The organism is Actinomadura monticuli (assembly GCF_041463655.1).
GTDB lineage: Bacteria > Actinomycetota > Actinomycetes > Streptosporangiales > Streptosporangiaceae > Spirillospora > Spirillospora monticuli.
This window is the reverse complement of record NZ_JAXCEI010000014.1, coordinates 87,546-102,547: the sequence shown is the minus strand read 5'-3', so window position 1 is coordinate 102,547 and position 15,002 is coordinate 87,546. Positions and strand designations below refer to the sequence as shown.

Sequence of the window (15,002 nt, the reverse complement as noted above, 5' to 3'; positions counted from 1 at the left end):
GTGTCCGAGGAGATCTGCTTCGCGTCCGCCCGCGACCTGGCGCGCCGCATCCGCGCCCGCGAGCTGTCGGCACGCGAGGTCGTGCAGGCCCACCTCGACCAGATCGAGCGCACGAACTCGCAGGTCAACGCCGTCGTCACGGTGGTGGCCGAGCAGGCTCTGGAGCAGGCGCGCCGTGCCGACGAGCGGCTCGCCCGCGGGGCGCTGCCGGGTCCGCTGCACGGCCTGCCCGTCGCCCACAAGGACACGCACGCCACCGCCGGGATCCGCACCACGTCCGGGTCGCCGATCTTCGCCGACCACGTCCCGGACGAGGACGAACTGGTCGTCGAGCGGATGCGCGCCGCCGGCGCCATCACGATCGGCAAGACGAACGTGCCGGAGTTCGCCGCCGGGTCGCACACGTTCAACCCCGTCTTCGGCGTGACCCGCAACCCCTACGACCTCTCCCGGTCGGCGGGCGGCAGCAGCGGCGGCGCGGCGGCGGCGCTCGCCTGCGGGATGCATCCGCTCGCGGACGGCAGCGACATGGGCGGCTCGCTGCGCAACCCCGCGTCGTTCTGCAACGTGGCCGGGTTCCGCCCCTCGCCGGGACGGGTGCCGTCCTGGCCGGTGCCGGCGGGCTGGGCCACGATGGGCGTGCAGGGCCCGATGGCCCGGGAGGTCGCGGACGCGGCGCTGCTGCTGTCGGTGCTCGCCGGCCCCGACCCGCGCAGCCCCATCGCGCTGGACACGCCCGGCTCGGCGTTCGCCGTCCCGCTCGACCGCGACCTCGCCGGGCTCCGCGTCGCCTGGTCCCCCGACCTCGGCGGCACGGTCCCCGTCGACCCGGCCGTCACCGGCGTCCTCGAACCCGCCGTCAAGGTCTTCGAGGAGCTGGGCTGCGCGGTCGAGGAGGCGTGCCCCGACCTGTCCGGCGCCGACGAGGTGTTCCGCACGCTGCGCGCCTGGCACTGGGACATCGCCCTGCGCCCCCTCCTGGACGAGCGCCGCGCCGCCCGTGCCCTTCGAGGGGGGACGACCCCCCACACCCCCCGGAGCGCCTCCGGCTACGATGTCAAGCCGTCCCTCGCCCAGAACATCGACGCCGGGCGCACCCTCACCGGCGCCGACCTCGGACGGGCCGAGATCCTGCACACCGCCCTGTTCCACCGCGTCCGGCTGTTCTTCGAGCGGTACGACGCGCTGCTCCTGCCGGTCAGCCAGGTGCCGCCGTTCGACGCCGGCGTCGAGTACCCGGACGAGGTCGCCGGGCAGCCCATGCCCGACTACCTGGAGTGGATGCGCTCCTGCTTCCTCGTCTCGGCGACCGGGTGCCCCGCGCTGTCGGTGCCCGCCGGGTTCACCTCCGCGGACCGCGGCGGGCTGCCGGTCGGGCTGCAGATCGTCGGCCCCCACCACGCCGACCTCGCCGTCCTGCAGATCGGGCACGCGTTCGAGCGCGCCACCCGGCACGCGGAGCGCCGCCCGCCGCTGCCCGCCCCCTAGCGGCCGCCCGCCGCCTGACGGACGCGCGGCTACGGCTTGTCGCGCGGGATGCGCAGGACGAACCGGGCGCCCTGGTCGCTGTCGGCCGCGACGAGCGTCCCGCCGTGCGCGCGGGCGATGTCGCGGGAGATCGTGAGACCGAGACCAGTGCCGGCGGCGTCCCGCGCCCGGCCCTCCGGAAGCCGGTGGAACCGCCAGAAGATGCGCTCGCGGTCCTCGGGCGCGATGCCGGAGCCGTCGTCGCGGACCTCCAGCACGGCCTCCCGGCCCTCCGCCTCGACCGTCACCCACACCCGCGACCTCGCGTGCCGCTCGGCGTTGTCCAGCAGGTTCGTCAGCACCCGCACCAGGTGGTGCGGGGTGACGCGGGCCGTGACGCCCACGGCGGCCTCGACCTCGACCGGGACGCGCCGCACCCGCCGGCGCGCCTCCGCGCGCACCAGCTCGCCGAGGTCGACGCGCTCCCGCTCGACCTCCACCCCCGCGCCCAGCTTCGCCAGGATGAGCAGGTCGCTGACGATGCCCTGCAACCGGTCGGCGTCCCCGAGCGCCGCCCGCGCGACCGCCGGCCAGTCCTCGTCCTCCGGGTGCTCCAGCGCCACCTCCAGCTGGGCCCGCAACCCGGTCAGCGGGCTGCGCAGCTCGTGCGAGACGTCCGCGACGAACGCGCGCTGCCGGGACATGACGTCCGCCAGCCGGTCCAGCGTCACGTTCACCGACTCGGCCAGGTCCGACATCTCGTCGTTCGGGCTCGGGACGGTGACCCGGCGGTCGGTCTCGCCGCCGGTGATCTCCGCCAGCTCGCCCCGCATCACCCGCACCGGCCGCAGCGCCCGCCGCACCGACAGCGACACGATCCACCCGACCGCGGCGGTCGCGATGAGCGCCATCGCCACCAGCAGCCCGATGAACGAGGCCCGGTACTGCGTGAACTCGTTGATGGGCGCGCCGGCGTGCACGATCCGCATGCCCCCGCCGGTCCGCACCTTCTCCGAGACGAGGTAGACCTCGCCCTTCCCGGGCACGTAGACGGTCCGGTACTCGGGCCTGCCCACCACCCGCGGCTCCGGCACCTTCAGCGGACCGCGCCCGTGCAGCGACTCGCTCGACGCCAGCACGCCGCCCTCCGCGCCGACGACCTGCAGCAGGGTGTAGTCGGGGTCCAGGACGCCCAGCGTCCCGCGCGGGTCGGTCTCGTCGACGAGCGTGGCCAGGTCCGAGACGACGAGGGTGCCCTGGTCGTGCAGTCCCTCGAACACCGTCCGGTGGACGGCCTGGTAGAAGAGCATGGTCACGATCACAAGGAGCAGGCCGACGAAGAGGGTCGCGGCGGCCGTCACCCGGGTCCGCACCGTCCAGCACGACGGCGACAGCAGGTCCCCGAAGATCCGCACCCCGGCGCCCCTCCCCCGTCCGGCTCGTGCACCGGGGGGGTCGACGCAGGAAAGTTCTTACCGGGTCGTTGACCTGCGAAACCTCGCGGGAACCCGGTGGCGGATCGGACCGGACCGGCGCCCGCGCCGGACGGCACCTCCCACCCCATGGGGAGCCGCCCGGCGCGGACACCGCCTTCGGTGCCGCCGGCCGCCCGCACTCCACGCGCCGAGGAGGATCGCCGGGAGATCGGGGCGGTACCGCCGAACTGGTTCCCAGCATGCACGCCCCCGGTGCACACGGTGCTACATCGACGTGACGATCACGTTTCCGCACTTCCTTCGGGAACCGGCCATAATCTGCCGCCGAACGGGGATGGACGGACGGGAGATACCAGAGGGAGCCAGGAAACGCCGCATGGACGGAGACATCAGGCCGCTCGAACCCGCCGACCCGCGCCAGGTCGCCGGGCACACGCTGCTGGGCCGGCTCGGCTCGGGCGGCATGGGGACGGTCTACCTCGGCGCCGACCCGGCGTCCGGCGGGCGCGTCGCGGTGAAGACGATCCATCCGCACCTGGCCGGCGACCCCGTCTACCGCCGCCGGTTCAAGGACGAGGCGTACCTCGCGAGCCGGGTCGCGTCCTTCTGCACGGCGCGCGTGATCGCGCACGGCGAGGAGGACGGCCGGCCCTACCTCGTCACCGACTACGTCGGCGGCATCTCGCTGCACAACCGGCTCGCCGTGGAGGGCCCGCTGCCGCCGGCCGACCTGCACGGCGTCGCGGTCGGCGTCGCGTCGGCGCTCGCGGCGATCCACGCCGCCGGGCTCGTGCACCGCGACGTCAAACCCGCCAACGTGATGCTCACGCTGTCCGGCTGCCGCGTCATCGACTTCGGCATCGCCAGCGGCCAGGGCTCCGCGGACGTTCCGGAGGCGTCCGGCAAGGTCCTCGGCACGCCCGGCTGGATGGCGCCGGAGCTGCTCTTCGGCGGCCCCGCGACCCCGGCCGCCGACATCTTCGCCTGGGGCTGCCTCATCGCGCACGCCGGGACGGGCCAGATGCCGATCGGCGGCGACCCCGCCACGCTCCGCACCGGTAACCCCGACCTGGACGGGCTGCCGGATTCGCTCGTCCCCGCCGTCCGGTCCGCGCTGGCGGCCGACCCCGCCGACCGTCCCACCGCGCCCGAACTGCTGCTCGCCCTCGTCGAGCAGCCGCAGCCGCAGCCGCACGTCGGCGGCTGGCCCGAGGCGGACCCGGCCCCGCGGCCGCGCCGCACCCCCGCACCGGCGCCGCCCGCCAGGCCGGCCCCGACCGACGGGGAGGGGGCCGACACCAAGGCGTTCACGCCGCTCGGCATGGCCGGCGCCAGGTCGTCGCGGCGGACCCGGCTCCTGGCGGGCATCGGCGCCGCCGCCGGGACCGTCCTGGTCGGCGCCATCATCGCGGGACTCACGCAGGGCAGGAGCGACACGCCGCCGTCGTCGTCCGTCCCCGTCCCGTCGCCGACGGTGTCGGCGACGCCGACGAAACGGGCGGGCGCCGTCCGTCCGGGGACGTCCAAGCGGTCGCCGGTGAAGTCGCACAAGGCGAAGCACCGGCACGGCAAGCAGAAGGGGAAGCACAAGCGCGGCTGAGCACGCCGCGGGCTTAGGCCCGCCGGTCAGATACGCCAGATCAGCACGAGCGCGCAGTCGTCGTCGCGGGCCGCCGCCATCGTCTCGACCAGCTCCCGCGCGCCGCGCCCGAAGCCCTGCGGGACGAGCCGCTCCGCCTCCCCGAGCAGCCGGTCGATGCCCGCGTCGAGGTCGCTGCCGGGAGACTCCACCAGCCCGTCGGTGTACAGGAGCAGCGCGTCGCCGGGCCGCAGCGTGCCCCGCTCCGGGACGCAGTTCAGGTCGGGGACCACGCCCAGCACCACGCCCTTGGCGGAGCTGACCCGCCACTCGCCGCTGCTCGCGTCGAACTGGACCGCGGGCGGGTGCCCGGCCGACTCGACGGTGAACTCGCCCGTCTTCAGGTCGACGACGACGTGCACCGCCGTGACGAACCCCTCGTCCCACCGCTGGCGCTGCAGGTAGCCGTTGCAGGCGGGCAGGAAGCGGTCGGACTGGATCGATCCAAGAAGGCCGCCGAACGCCCCCGACAGCATCAGCGCCCGGGTCCCCGCGTCGGTGCCCTTGCCGGAGACGTCGACGAGCGCGACCTCCAGCCGGTCGCCGTCGCAGGACGACACCACGAAGTCGCCGCCGAACGACGAGCCGCCGGCCTGCAGCATCACGACCTGCGAGGCCCAGCCGTCCGGCAGTTCGGGCATCTCGCCCTGCCGGCGCAGCCGGTCGCGCAGTTCCAGCAGCATCGAGTCGCCGCGCAGCCCCTGCACGCCGAGCTGCTGGCGCGTCTTGGCCAGGGTGAGCGCGAGCACCGCCGTGATGGTCAGCGTGGCGATCATGCCGGGGCCGATGGCCGCCACGTCCTGCGAGGCGTTGTAGGCCGCCATCGCGACGACGACGCCGAGCAGCGCGACCAGGCTGCGCACCTTCAGCAGCAGCCCGCCGCCGACCACGATGAGGACCAGCGCGCCGGACGGCGCCAGGCCGCGCGACTCACTGGTGGTGGCGAGCCCGATCGCGATCGCCAGGATCGCGAGGGCGGCGAAGACGTACCGCTCCCGGGTCAGCTTCCCCTGCCTGGCCCACCGGTACAGCGCGACGAGCAGGGGCACGCGGCGTAGAACGGCGCGCACCCGCGGCGGAAGAAGCTGCACCAGTCGTTGAAGCATGACTCCGGCACTGTATCGAGCAAACACCCCGTCCGGTCGGTATCCGGGGCAGCCGTGACTCCTTGCAACGGTCCAGCTTCGTTTTATATGGGTATGTGTCACCGACGGGTCACATGATGTCCCGGTGAGCGCGCGGTGCGTGTCCGCGGCGAGAGGAGACGGCGCATGGTCCAGCCCGGCATGCGGATCACGGTGGACGCGGCGATGCGCGCGCGGGACGTCTCCCGCCCCCGGCCCGGCGGCGAGGACCCGCCGGCCGCCGCCCCCGCCGCGGGCAGGGCGGAGCCGCCCAAGCGGACGAAGGCCGCCAAGAACGAGCGGCGCCGCCAGGGCAAGCGCGGCGCCGCGGCCCGCAGACCCCCGGAGAACGGCCTCTGACGCCGCTGCGGGTCAGCCTTCGCGCGGGAGCGGCGGGAGTTCGCCGGTGTGCTCGTAGGCACTCAGCATCCTGATCCGGCGCGTGTGCCGGGGTTCCCTGGAGTAGGCCGTCCCCACGAAGAGTTCGAGGAACCTGGTCGCGGTCGCCAGGTCGTGCTGGCGGGCGCCGAGCGCGATGACGTTGGCGTCGTTGTGCTCGCGGGCGAGCGTCGCGGTGTCCTCGTTCCAGACCAGCGCGGCCCGCACGCCCTTCACCTTGTTGGCCGCGATCGCCTCGCCGTTGCCGGACCCGCCGATCACGACGCCGAGCGACCCCGGCTCGGCGGCCGTCCGCTGGGCGGCCCGCAGGACGAACGGCGGGTAGTCGTCCACGGCGTCGTAGACGAACGCCCCGCAGTCGACGGCCTCGTACCCGTTCTCCTTCAGCCAGGAGACCAGGTGCTCCTTCAGTTCGAAGCCGGCATGGTCGCATCCAAGAAACACGCGCATGGCCCGATTCTCGCAGGCCGGCGGGCGCCCCGCGCGCGGGGGTGGGGCCGCCGGGTCAGGTGTCGCCGTCCCGCTTGCGGTCGACGACCGTCCGGTCGCCAAGGTCGAGGTCGTCGGGCTCACGCGCGTCGTCCTCGGCCGCGTCCTGCCCCGCCTCGGCCGGCGCCTCGGGGGTCTCCGCAGGCGCCTGCGGGGCCGGCGGCTGCTGCGGGACGGGCGGCTGCGGGGCCGGCTGCGCGGCGCCGAACTGCTGCGGCGCGGCCTGCTGCTGCGGGTACTGCTGCGGCACGGGCTGCTGCGGCATCCCTCCCCAGGGCTGCTGCGGCTGCGGGACGTACGGCGCGGGCTGCTGCATGGGCTGCATGGGCTGCTGGGGCATCGGCTGCTGGGGCATCGGCTGCCCGTAGGCGGGCTGCTGCACGGGCATGCCGGGCCGCTGCGCGTACGGGCCGGGCTGCGCCGCCGCGCCGCGCGGACGCCCCAGGATGTAGCCCAGCAGCATGCCGAGCCCCGCGAGCCAGCCGTAGGCGAAGCCGAAGCTCGCTCCGCGGGCGGCCGCGTTGAAGATGAGCGGGCCGCTGTCGCTGGTGATGTCCAGCGCCCAGCGCATCATGACGCCCAGCACGAATCCGGCGATGCCGCCCGCGACGACCGTGGCCCACCAGCCGGTCACGACCGCGCCGATCGCGCCGCGCTGGGGGTCGACGGCGCGGGCGCCCGCCACCGCGAGCAGGATCAGCAGGACGAAGAACAGCACGACGCCGATGTCCAGCACCACGACGTACTTCCAGGCGAGGTGGCCGGGGCTCAGCCGCCACGCGGGGAAGAGCAGCCAGTACAGCGGCGGTGCGATCCCCTCGTCCCAGTGCAGCCCCGTGTCGTTGATCGCGTCGACGACCCACTGGTTGCCCAGGAGGATCGAGATGAGGGCGAGGGGAACCACCGCGCCGCCCGCCATGACCAGCATCCGCCGCATCGTCATGGCGGGCAGGGTAGTGGGGATCGCTGCCCGCCGGTAGGCCCGGCGCTACCCGGTGTAGGCGGCGTCGGCGCCGGCCGGGAAGCGGAAGCCGGGGTCGACCTGCGCTTCGACGTCCTCACCGGCCGCGCGGCTGGCCCAGCTCCGCGCGTTCTTCACGTGGAACTCGACGGCCTGGCGCTGGAACTTGTCCCAGTCCTTGACGCAGCCGTCGACCTCGGCGCGCATGCGGTCGAGGGCCGCGACGTTGCCCTCCTCCAGCGCGACGCCGTGCCTGCCCTGCTCCAGGGCCCGGACGGCGGCGGACTGGCCGAGCCAGGTCAGCAGGTCGTCGCCCACGTGCTCGCGCAGGTAGGCGACGTCGTCCTCACCCTGGACCTTGTTCCCGACGACGCGGATGGCGACGTCGTAGTCGCGCGCGTAGTCGGTGTACTGCCGGTAGACGCCGACTCCCTTGCGGGTGGGCTCGGCGACCAGGAACATCACGTCGAACCTCGTGAACAGCCCGGACGCGAACGTGTCGGCGCCGGCGGTCATGTCGACGACGACGTACTCGCCCGGCCCGTCCACGAGGTGGTTGAGGTAGAGCTCCACGGCACCGGTCTTGGAGTGGTAGCACGCGACGCCGAGGTCGTCGTCGTTGAACGGGCCGGTGGCGAGCAGCGTGACGCCGTCCACTTCCTGCCCGGCCTCGTGGAAGGGGTCGTCGCCGCGGAAGCGCAGCAGCCGGGAGCCGGCGCCGGGCGGGGTGGTCTTGACCATCGCGGACGCGGAGGAGATGCGCGGGTTGTCGCCGCGCAGGTGCTCCTTGATCTCGGTGAGCCGGTCGCCCAGCGCGGGGAGCTTGGCGGCGCGGGCCTCGTCCAGGCCGAGCGCCACGCCGAGGTGCTGGTTGATGTCGGCGTCGATGGCCACCACCGGCAGCCCCCGCCCGGCCAGGTGCCGGACGAACAGCGACGACAGGGTGGTCTTGCCGCTGCCGCCCTTGCCGACGAACGCAACCTTCACGAATGCCTCATTTCGGATATGAAAACCGTTACCAGTGTCGGGACATCCGAGTCTTGCGAAGGGCGGACGGCGAGGCAAGCGGAACGGCCGAAGAGGCGGTGAATCGGAGGCGGTGAATCGGCGCGGACGGCGAATCGGCGCCGGGCGTCAGCGTTCCCGCGGGGAGACGCTCCCCGCGCCGCCGGCGAGTGCCGGGTCGAAGCCGAACGGGAGCTCCAGGCGGTGCTCGGCCAGCAGGCGGGCGTCCATGAGCAGCTCGCGGGTGGGACGGTCCGCCGCGATGACGCCGCCGGAGAGGATCACCGAGCGCGGGCACAGCTCCGCCGCGTACGGAAGGTCGTGCGTGACCATCAGGACCGTCACGTCCAGGCTCAGCAGGATCTCCGCCAGCTCGCGGCGGCTCGCCGGGTCCAGGTTCGAGGACGGCTCGTCCAGCACGAGGATCTCCGGCTCCATCGCCAGGACGGTGGCGACGGCGACGCGGCGGCGCTGCCCGAAGCTGAGGTGCTGCGGCGGGCGGTCGGCGACATGGGCCATGCCGACCCTGTCCAGCGCGTCCGCGACCCGGCGGTCCAGTTCGGCGCCGCGCAGGCCGAGGTTGGCGGGGCCGAACGCCACGTCCTCGCGGACGGTCGGCATGAACAGCTGGTCGTCGGGGTCCTGGAAGACGATCCCGACGCGGCGCCGGATCTCCCTCAGCGCCCTCTTGTCCTTCGGGTCGACCGCGAGTCCGCCGACCGTGACATCGCCCAGACCGCCGTGCAGGATGCCGTTCAGATGCAGGACGAGCGTGGTCTTCCCGGCGCCGTTCGGCCCCAGCAGCGCGACCCGCTCGCCGCGCCCGATCGTCAGGTCGACGCCGAACAGGGCCTGCGTGCCGTCGGGGTAGGCGTACGCGAGGCCCCGCACGTCGAGCGAGGGAACGCCGGGCGACGAGGTCATGGGGCCATCCAAGCAGCCAGCGCGACCAGGGCGGCGGCCGAGGGCAGCGCGGCGGCGACCGTCCACTGGACGGCGGTCGCGCCGACGTCGTGCGTCACCGGCATCCGGCCGTCGTAGCCGCGGCTCACCATGGCCAGGTGAACGCGCTCCCCCCGCTCGTAGGAGCGCAGGAACAGCGCGCCGACCGACTTGGCGAGCACGCCCGTCGCGCGGATGTCGCGGGCCTCGAAGCCGCGGGACGCGCGCGCCACCCTCATCCGCCCCAGCTCCGCCGTGACGACGTCGCCGTACCGGAGCATGAACGTGGCGATCTGCGTGAGGAGCGACGGCATCCGCAGCCGCTCGATGCCGAGCAGCAGCAGCCGCGGCTCCGTGGTCGCGGCCAGCAGGATGGACGCGACCACGCCGAGCGTGCCCTTGGCGAGGATGTTCCAGGCGCCCCACAGCCCGCTCTCGCTCAGCCGCAGCCCCAGCACGGCGACCTTCTCGCCCTCGGCGACGAACGGCATGAGGAACGCGAACGCGACGAACGGCACCTCGATGACGATCCGCCGCGCGACCGTCCGGAAGGGGACCCGGGCGGCGGCGGTGACCGCCGCGAGCAGCAGCGCGTACACGCCGAACGCCCAGATCCGCTCGCGCGGCGTCGCGACGACCAGCAGCACGAACGCCAGGACGGCGACGAGCTTGCACTGCGGCGGCAGCCGGTGCACCGGCGACGAGCCCGGCAGGTAGAGCCGGTGCGCGTGCCCCGCGCCCATCAGCCCTTGCGCGCCGGCCCGGACGGCGCCTCCTCGCCCCGCCCGGCGTCCTGCCCCTGCTCCCGCTCCGGCTCCTGCTCCGGGCCGCGCCGCCGGACGGCCCAGAACAGCCCCCCGCCGGCGAGCAGGACGGCGCCGACTCCGATCACTCCGGACAGCCCGCCGGACAGCCGGGCGTTCTCGACGCCCTTCACCCCGTAGTCGCCGAAGGGGGAGTCCTTGAGCGAGTGGTCCTTCTCCTTGGCGCTGATGCCCTTGTCCTCGGCGACCTTCTCCAGCCCGTCCGGGTCGCCCGAGGCGTAGTAGCTGACGATCCCGGCCAGGACGAGCGAGACGAGCAGGAACCCGGCGAAGAAGCGCTTGGTGTTCATGTGAGTTCCTCTCAGGCGCGGGACGGCTCGACCGGGCCGTCCGTCTTCCGCTCGGCGGCGGTGCGCAGCGTCAGCGGCTCCATCAGCCCGCGCGCCCCGTACACGAGGTCGGGCCGGACGGCGAGGACGCTCGACACGGTCACGGCGGTGATGAGCGCCTCGCCGATCCCGATCAGCACGTGCACGCCGACCATCGCGGTGGCGACCTTGCCGATCGACACGTCCGCCGTCCCGCCGAGGGCGTAGACCAGCGTGAACACGCCGGCCGCGGCGGGCACGGAGACGACGGCGGCCGCGAACGACGCCCCGGACACCGACGCCCGCGTCTTGGGCAGCACCCGCAGCAGCAGCCGGAACAGCCCGTACCCGACGACCACCGTGGTGAGCGCCATCGTGGTGATGTTCACGCCCAACGCGGTGAGGCCGCCGTCCGCGAACAGGAGCCCCTGCATGAGCAGGACGACCGACACGCACAGGACGCCCGTGTAGGGCCCGACGAGGATGGCCGCGAGCGTCCCGCCGAGCAGGTGCCCGCTCGTCCCGGACGCGACCGGGAAGTTGAGCATCTGCGCGGCGAAGACGAACGCGGCGGTCAGCCCGGCGAGCGGGGCGGTGCGGTCGTCCAGCTCCCGCCGGGCCCCGCGCAGCGCGACCCCGACCCCGGCCACCGCGACCGCGCCGGCCGCGATGGACACCGGGGCGTCGATGAATCCGTCCGGTACGTGCACGTCACACCGTCCTAGCTGTCGCGAGCGATAAGGCAAGTTTGACGGCACATACCTAGTAGTTGCAACATGCTCGCAATAGCAACCCACATGTGACTCGCGGGCGACTTGCGGAGCGCCGGGCTCAGTCGAAGATCGGGTCCCGGGTCCGGGTGCGCTTCAGCTCGAAGAAACCGTCCGTGCTCGCGACGGCGACGACGCCGTCCCAGAGCTTGACCGCGGCCTCGCCGCGCGGGATCGGGGAGACGACCGGGCCGAAGAAGGCGCTGCCCTCGACCTCGATGACCGGGGTCCCGACCTCCTGGCCGACGCGGTCGATGCCGTTTTTGTGGGACGCCCGCACCGCCTCGTCGTAGGAGGTGGAGTCGGCGGCGTCCGCGAGCGCCGGGTCGAGGCCGGCGGCGGTCAGCGCCTCCTCGAAGTACGCGCGGTCGAACTTCGCCTTGTCGTGATGGCGGCGCGTGCCGAGCTCGGTGTAGAGCCGCCCGAGCACCTCCGAGCCGTACTTCTGCTCGGCGGCGATGCAGACGCGCACCGGACCCCACGCCTCGGCGAGCCCCTTGCGGTACTCCTCCGGGACGTCCTTGTCCTCGTTGAGGACGGCCAGGCTCATGACATGCCACCGAACCTGGATCGGACGCTGCTTCTCCACTTCCAGGATCCAGCGGGACGTGATCCACGCCCACGGGCACAGGGGGTCGAACCAGAAGTCCACCGGCGTGGGTGCGTTCTCAGTCAACGTCGCCTCCAAGAGCGTGAAAGGGGTTGCCTTAGAGCGACAACCGGGACGTGCACGTCCCGATTCCCCAGGGCGCGGGCGGATCGAAGCCCATGCCTTAGGCCGTGGCGGACGGACCGGGACCCCGTCCGGTTGGTAGACATGACTTCAGCAAGCGAATAAGCCGACCGAGGAGTACATGTGGCAGGCAACCTCACGCGCGACGAGGCGCGGGAACGGGCCCGGCTGCTCACCGTCGAGTCCTACACGGTGGAGCTGGACCTCACGACCGGCGCGGAGCGGTTCGCGTCGACCACGGTGGTCAGGTTCGGCAGCGCGGAGGCGGGCGCGGACACGTTCATCGACCTGCACGGCGCCGTCGTGCGGGAGGTGACGCTGAACGGGAAGGCCCTCGACCCCTCGTCCTATGACGCGGAGAAGGGCCGTGTCCCCCTGCCCGGCGTGGCGGCCGAGAACGAGCTCCGGGTCGTGGCCGACTGCGAGTACTCGCGCTCGGGCGAGGGCCTGCACCGGTTCGTCGACCCGGTGGACGACGGCGTGTACCTCTACACGCAGTTCGAGACCGCGGACGCGCACCGCATGTTCACCTGCTTCGACCAGCCCGACCTGAAGGCCGCCTTCGAGCTGACCGTGAAGGCGCCGGAGGGCTGGGAGGTCGTCACCAACGAGCCGGCCGAGTCCGCCGAGGGCGGGACCTGGCACTTCCTGCCGACGCCGCAGATCTCCACCTACATCACCGCGCTCATCGCCGGGCCGTACCACGTCGTCCGGGACGAGTACCGCCGCGAGGACGGCACGGTCATCCCGCTCGGCGTGTACTGCCGGACGTCGCTGGCCGAGCACCTCGACGCCGACGCCATCGTGGACGTGACCCGCCAGGGCTTCGCCTACTTCGAGAGGGTCTTCGGCCGCCCCTACCCGTTCACCAAGTACGACCAGCTGTTCGTCCCCGAGTTCAACGCGGGCGCGATGGAGAACGCGGGCGCCGTGACGTTCCTGGAGGACTATGTCTTCCGGTCGCGGGTCACCGACGCGGCCTACGAGCGGCGCGCCGAGACGATCCTGCACGAGATGGCGCACATGTGGTTCGGCGACCTCGTCACCATGCGCTGGTGGGACGACCTGTGGCTGAACGAGTCGTTCGCCACGTACATGAGCGTCCTGTGCCAGGCCGAGGCCACCAAGTGGAAGGGCTCGTGGACGACGTTCGCGAACCTGGAGAAGGCGTGGGCGTACCGGCAGGACCAGCTGCCGTCCACGCACCCGATCGCGGCCGACATCCCCGACATCCGGGCGGTCGAGGTCAACTTCGACGGGATCACCTACGCCAAGGGCGCGTCCGTCCTGAAGCAGCTCGTCGCCTACGTCGGCCTCGACAACTTCCTGGAGGGCGTCCGGGGCTACTTCGACCGGCACGCGTGGGGCAACACCGTTCTGGCGGACCTGCTGGGCGCGCTCGAAGAGAGGTCCGGCCGCGACCTGGCGTCCTGGTCGAAGGAGTGGCTGGAGACGGCCGGCGTCAACACGATGCGGCCCGCGTACGAGGTCGACGGCGACGGGAACTTCACCTCGTTCGCCGTCCTGCAGGAGGCCAAGGCCGACTACCCGACGCTGCGGTCGCACCGACTCGCCATCGGCCTGTACGACCTGACGGCGGGCGGGCTCGTCCGACGCGAGCGCGTCGAGCTGGACGTCGTGGGCGCCCGCACGGAGGTCCCGCAGCTCGTCGGCCAGAAGCGGCCCGACCTCGTCCTCGTCAACGACGACGACCTCACCTACGCCAAGATCCGGCTCGACGAGCACTCCCAGAAGACGCTCATCGAGCACATCGGCGACATCAAGGACAGCCTGCCGCGCGCGCTGTGCTGGTCGGCGGCGTGGGACATGACGCGCGACGCCGAGATGGCCACCCGCGACTACGTCCGGCTGGTCGCCAAGGGCATCCGCGGCGTCACCGACATCTCGGTCACGCAGACGCTGCTGCGGCAGGCGCGCACCGCCGTCCAGCAGTACGCGGACCCGGCCTGGCGCAAGGAGGGCCTCGCCCTGCTCGCGGACACGCTGTCGGAGCTGGCGCGCGAGGCCGAGCCCGGCTCGGACCTCCAGCTCGCCTACACGCAGGCGTTCACCGCGTCGGCCGTGTCCGACGAGCACCTGTCGTTCGTCCAGGGCCTGCTGGACGGCTCGCAGGCGCTCGCCGGGCTCACCGTCGACACCGACCTGCGCTGGTCGCTGCTGCGCCGCCTCGTCGTCACCGGCCGGGCGGGCGAGGCCGAGATCGACGCCGAGCACGAGCGGGACCGCACCGCCGCCGGCGAGCGGCACGCCGCCGCCTGCAAGGCCGCGATCCCGACCGCCGGCGCCAAGGCGGCCGCGTGGGAGCGGATCGTGTCCGGCGACCTGCCGAACGCCGTCTACCGGTCGACGCTGGGCGGCTTCGTCGAACCCGACCAGGCCGACCTGCTGGTCCCCTACGTCGACCGGTACTTCGCCGAGGTGGGGCGCATCTGGAAGGAGTGGACGAGCGACATGTCGCAGACGTTCGCCGAGGTCGCCTACCCGTTCCTGGTGATCGAGCAGTCCACGGTCGACCGGACCGAGGCCTACATCGCCGAGCATGCGCCGCCGGCCGCGCTCGCCCGGCTGCTGTCGGAGGGCCGCGACGGCGTCGCCCGCGCGCTGCGCGCCCGCGCGAAGGACGCCGCGTCCTCCTGACGCCCTGTCCAGGAACCCCGTGACCGTGCGACGATCGCACGGTCACGGGAGGGACCGCCCCGGGGGACGGGCGAGCGAAGCTCGTCCCTTGAATGGCGGCGGGCGGGGGCTGGAGGACGGTTGCCGAGCGAAGCTCGTCCCTTGAATGGCGGCGGGCGGGGGCTGGAGGACGGTTGCCGAGCGAAGCTCGTCCCTTGAATGGCGGCGGGCGGGGGCTGGAGGACGGTTGCCGAGCGAAGCTCGTCCC

General features: G+C 73.2%; 14 protein-coding genes. 4 read left to right on the top strand and 10 right to left on the bottom strand.

Annotated elements, in window-relative coordinates; all coding sequences use genetic code 11:
• On the top strand, positions 1-1,488 hold the full coding sequence (locus tag SM611_RS28095) for an amidase (RefSeq protein WP_371953219.1): 1,488 nt from the start codon (positions 1-3) through the stop codon (positions 1,486-1,488).
• Positions 1,489-1,517: 29 nt separating this feature from the next.
• On the opposite strand, the gene SM611_RS28090 is transcribed toward SM611_RS28095, so the two are convergent.
• Positions 1,518-2,882 carry a sensor histidine kinase gene (locus tag SM611_RS28090; RefSeq protein ID WP_371953218.1) on the bottom strand — a complete coding sequence of 455 codons (1,365 nt, stop codon included), beginning with the start codon at positions 2,880-2,882 and terminating at the stop codon, positions 1,518-1,520.
• A gap of 397 nt (positions 2,883-3,279) precedes the next feature.
• On the opposite strand from SM611_RS28090, the gene SM611_RS28085 reads away from it, so the two are divergent.
• Positions 3,280-4,503, top strand: coding sequence for a serine/threonine-protein kinase (locus tag SM611_RS28085; protein ID WP_371953217.1), 1,224 nt, complete (start codon positions 3,280-3,282; stop codon positions 4,501-4,503).
• A gap of 26 nt (positions 4,504-4,529) precedes the next feature.
• Here the strand turns inward: SM611_RS28085 and SM611_RS28080 are convergent, their stop codons facing one another.
• Positions 4,530-5,648 (bottom strand): PP2C family protein-serine/threonine phosphatase, encoded by a 1,119-nt coding sequence (locus SM611_RS28080; RefSeq protein ID WP_371953216.1) that lies wholly within the window; start codon positions 5,646-5,648, stop codon positions 4,530-4,532.
• A gap of 165 nt (positions 5,649-5,813) precedes the next feature.
• Here SM611_RS28080 and SM611_RS28075 point away from each other — a divergent pair, with 165 nt between their 5' ends.
• Complete coding sequence (locus SM611_RS28075; protein WP_371953215.1) at positions 5,814-6,026, top strand: hypothetical protein; 213 nt, start codon at positions 5,814-5,816, stop codon at positions 6,024-6,026.
• Between the two features lie 12 nt (positions 6,027-6,038).
• Here SM611_RS28075 and SM611_RS28070 read toward each other — a convergent pair whose 3' ends face one another.
• The 8 genes from SM611_RS28070 to SM611_RS28035 form a co-directional block, all read right to left on the bottom strand.
• On the bottom strand, positions 6,039-6,515 hold the full coding sequence (locus SM611_RS28070; protein WP_371953214.1) for a ribose-5-phosphate isomerase: 477 nt from the start codon (positions 6,513-6,515) through the stop codon (positions 6,039-6,041).
• A 55-nt stretch (positions 6,516-6,570) separates the two neighbouring features.
• The gene (locus SM611_RS28065; protein WP_371953213.1) at positions 6,571-7,497 is read right to left on the bottom strand and encodes a hypothetical protein; all 927 of its coding nucleotides are present in this window, start codon (positions 7,495-7,497) and stop codon (positions 6,571-6,573) included.
• 45 nt (positions 7,498-7,542) lie between these two features.
• Positions 7,543-8,502: an ATP-binding protein gene (locus SM611_RS28060; RefSeq protein ID WP_371953212.1), complete on the bottom strand. Its 960-nt coding sequence runs from the start codon at positions 8,500-8,502 to the stop codon at positions 7,543-7,545.
• Positions 8,503-8,649: 147 nt separating this feature from the next.
• Complete coding sequence (locus SM611_RS28055) at positions 8,650-9,444, bottom strand: energy-coupling factor ABC transporter ATP-binding protein (protein WP_371953211.1); 795 nt, start codon at positions 9,442-9,444, stop codon at positions 8,650-8,652.
• Positions 9,441-10,205, bottom strand: a complete 765-nt coding sequence (gene cbiQ, locus SM611_RS28050; RefSeq protein ID WP_371953210.1) for a cobalt ECF transporter T component CbiQ — start codon at positions 10,203-10,205, stop codon at positions 9,441-9,443. Before cbiQ ends, SM611_RS28055 begins: the two co-directional genes overlap by 4 nt.
• Positions 10,205-10,576: a PDGLE domain-containing protein gene (locus tag SM611_RS28045; protein ID WP_371953209.1), complete on the bottom strand. Its 372-nt coding sequence runs from the start codon at positions 10,574-10,576 to the stop codon at positions 10,205-10,207. The genes cbiQ and SM611_RS28045 overlap by 1 nt, the downstream gene beginning before the upstream one ends.
• Positions 10,577-10,587: 11 nt before the next feature.
• Positions 10,588-11,304 carry an energy-coupling factor ABC transporter permease gene (locus SM611_RS28040; RefSeq protein WP_371953208.1) on the bottom strand — a complete coding sequence of 239 codons (717 nt, stop codon included), beginning with the start codon at positions 11,302-11,304 and terminating at the stop codon, positions 10,588-10,590.
• A 121-nt stretch (positions 11,305-11,425) separates the two neighbouring features.
• Positions 11,426-12,040: a mycothiol-dependent nitroreductase Rv2466c family protein gene (locus SM611_RS28035; protein ID WP_371953207.1), complete on the bottom strand. Its 615-nt coding sequence runs from the start codon at positions 12,038-12,040 to the stop codon at positions 11,426-11,428.
• Positions 12,041-12,220: 180 nt separating this feature from the next.
• Here SM611_RS28035 and pepN point away from each other — a divergent pair, with 180 nt between their 5' ends.
• Entirely contained in the window at positions 12,221-14,755 is a 2,535-nt protein-coding gene (gene pepN / locus SM611_RS28030) for an aminopeptidase N (RefSeq protein WP_371953206.1), read from the top strand.
• Positions 14,756-15,002: the final 247 nt, after the last annotated feature.

Bases quoted from the DNA above. Each gene is read 5' to 3' on its own strand.
- SM611_RS28075 (WP_371953215.1), top strand. From the start codon at position 5,814: ATGGTCCAGCCCGGCATGCGGATCACGGTGGACGCGGCGATGCGCGCG.
- SM611_RS28080 (WP_371953216.1), bottom strand. From the start codon at position 5,648: ATGCTTCAACGACTGGTGCAGCTTCTTCCGCCGCGGGTGCGCGCCGTT.
- SM611_RS28065 (WP_371953213.1), bottom strand. From the start codon at position 7,497: ATGACGATGCGGCGGATGCTGGTCATGGCGGGCGGCGCGGTGGTTCCC.
- cbiQ (WP_371953210.1), bottom strand. From the start codon at position 10,205: ATGGGCGCGGGGCACGCGCACCGGCTCTACCTGCCGGGCTCGTCGCCG.
- SM611_RS28070 (WP_371953214.1), bottom strand. From the start codon at position 6,515: ATGCGCGTGTTTCTTGGATGCGACCATGCCGGCTTCGAACTGAAGGAG.
- SM611_RS28055 (WP_371953211.1), bottom strand. From the start codon at position 9,444: ATGACCTCGTCGCCCGGCGTTCCCTCGCTCGACGTGCGGGGCCTCGCG.
- SM611_RS28045 (WP_371953209.1), bottom strand. From the start codon at position 10,576: ATGAACACCAAGCGCTTCTTCGCCGGGTTCCTGCTCGTCTCGCTCGTC.
- SM611_RS28085 (WP_371953217.1), top strand. From the start codon at position 3,280: ATGGACGGAGACATCAGGCCGCTCGAACCCGCCGACCCGCGCCAGGTC.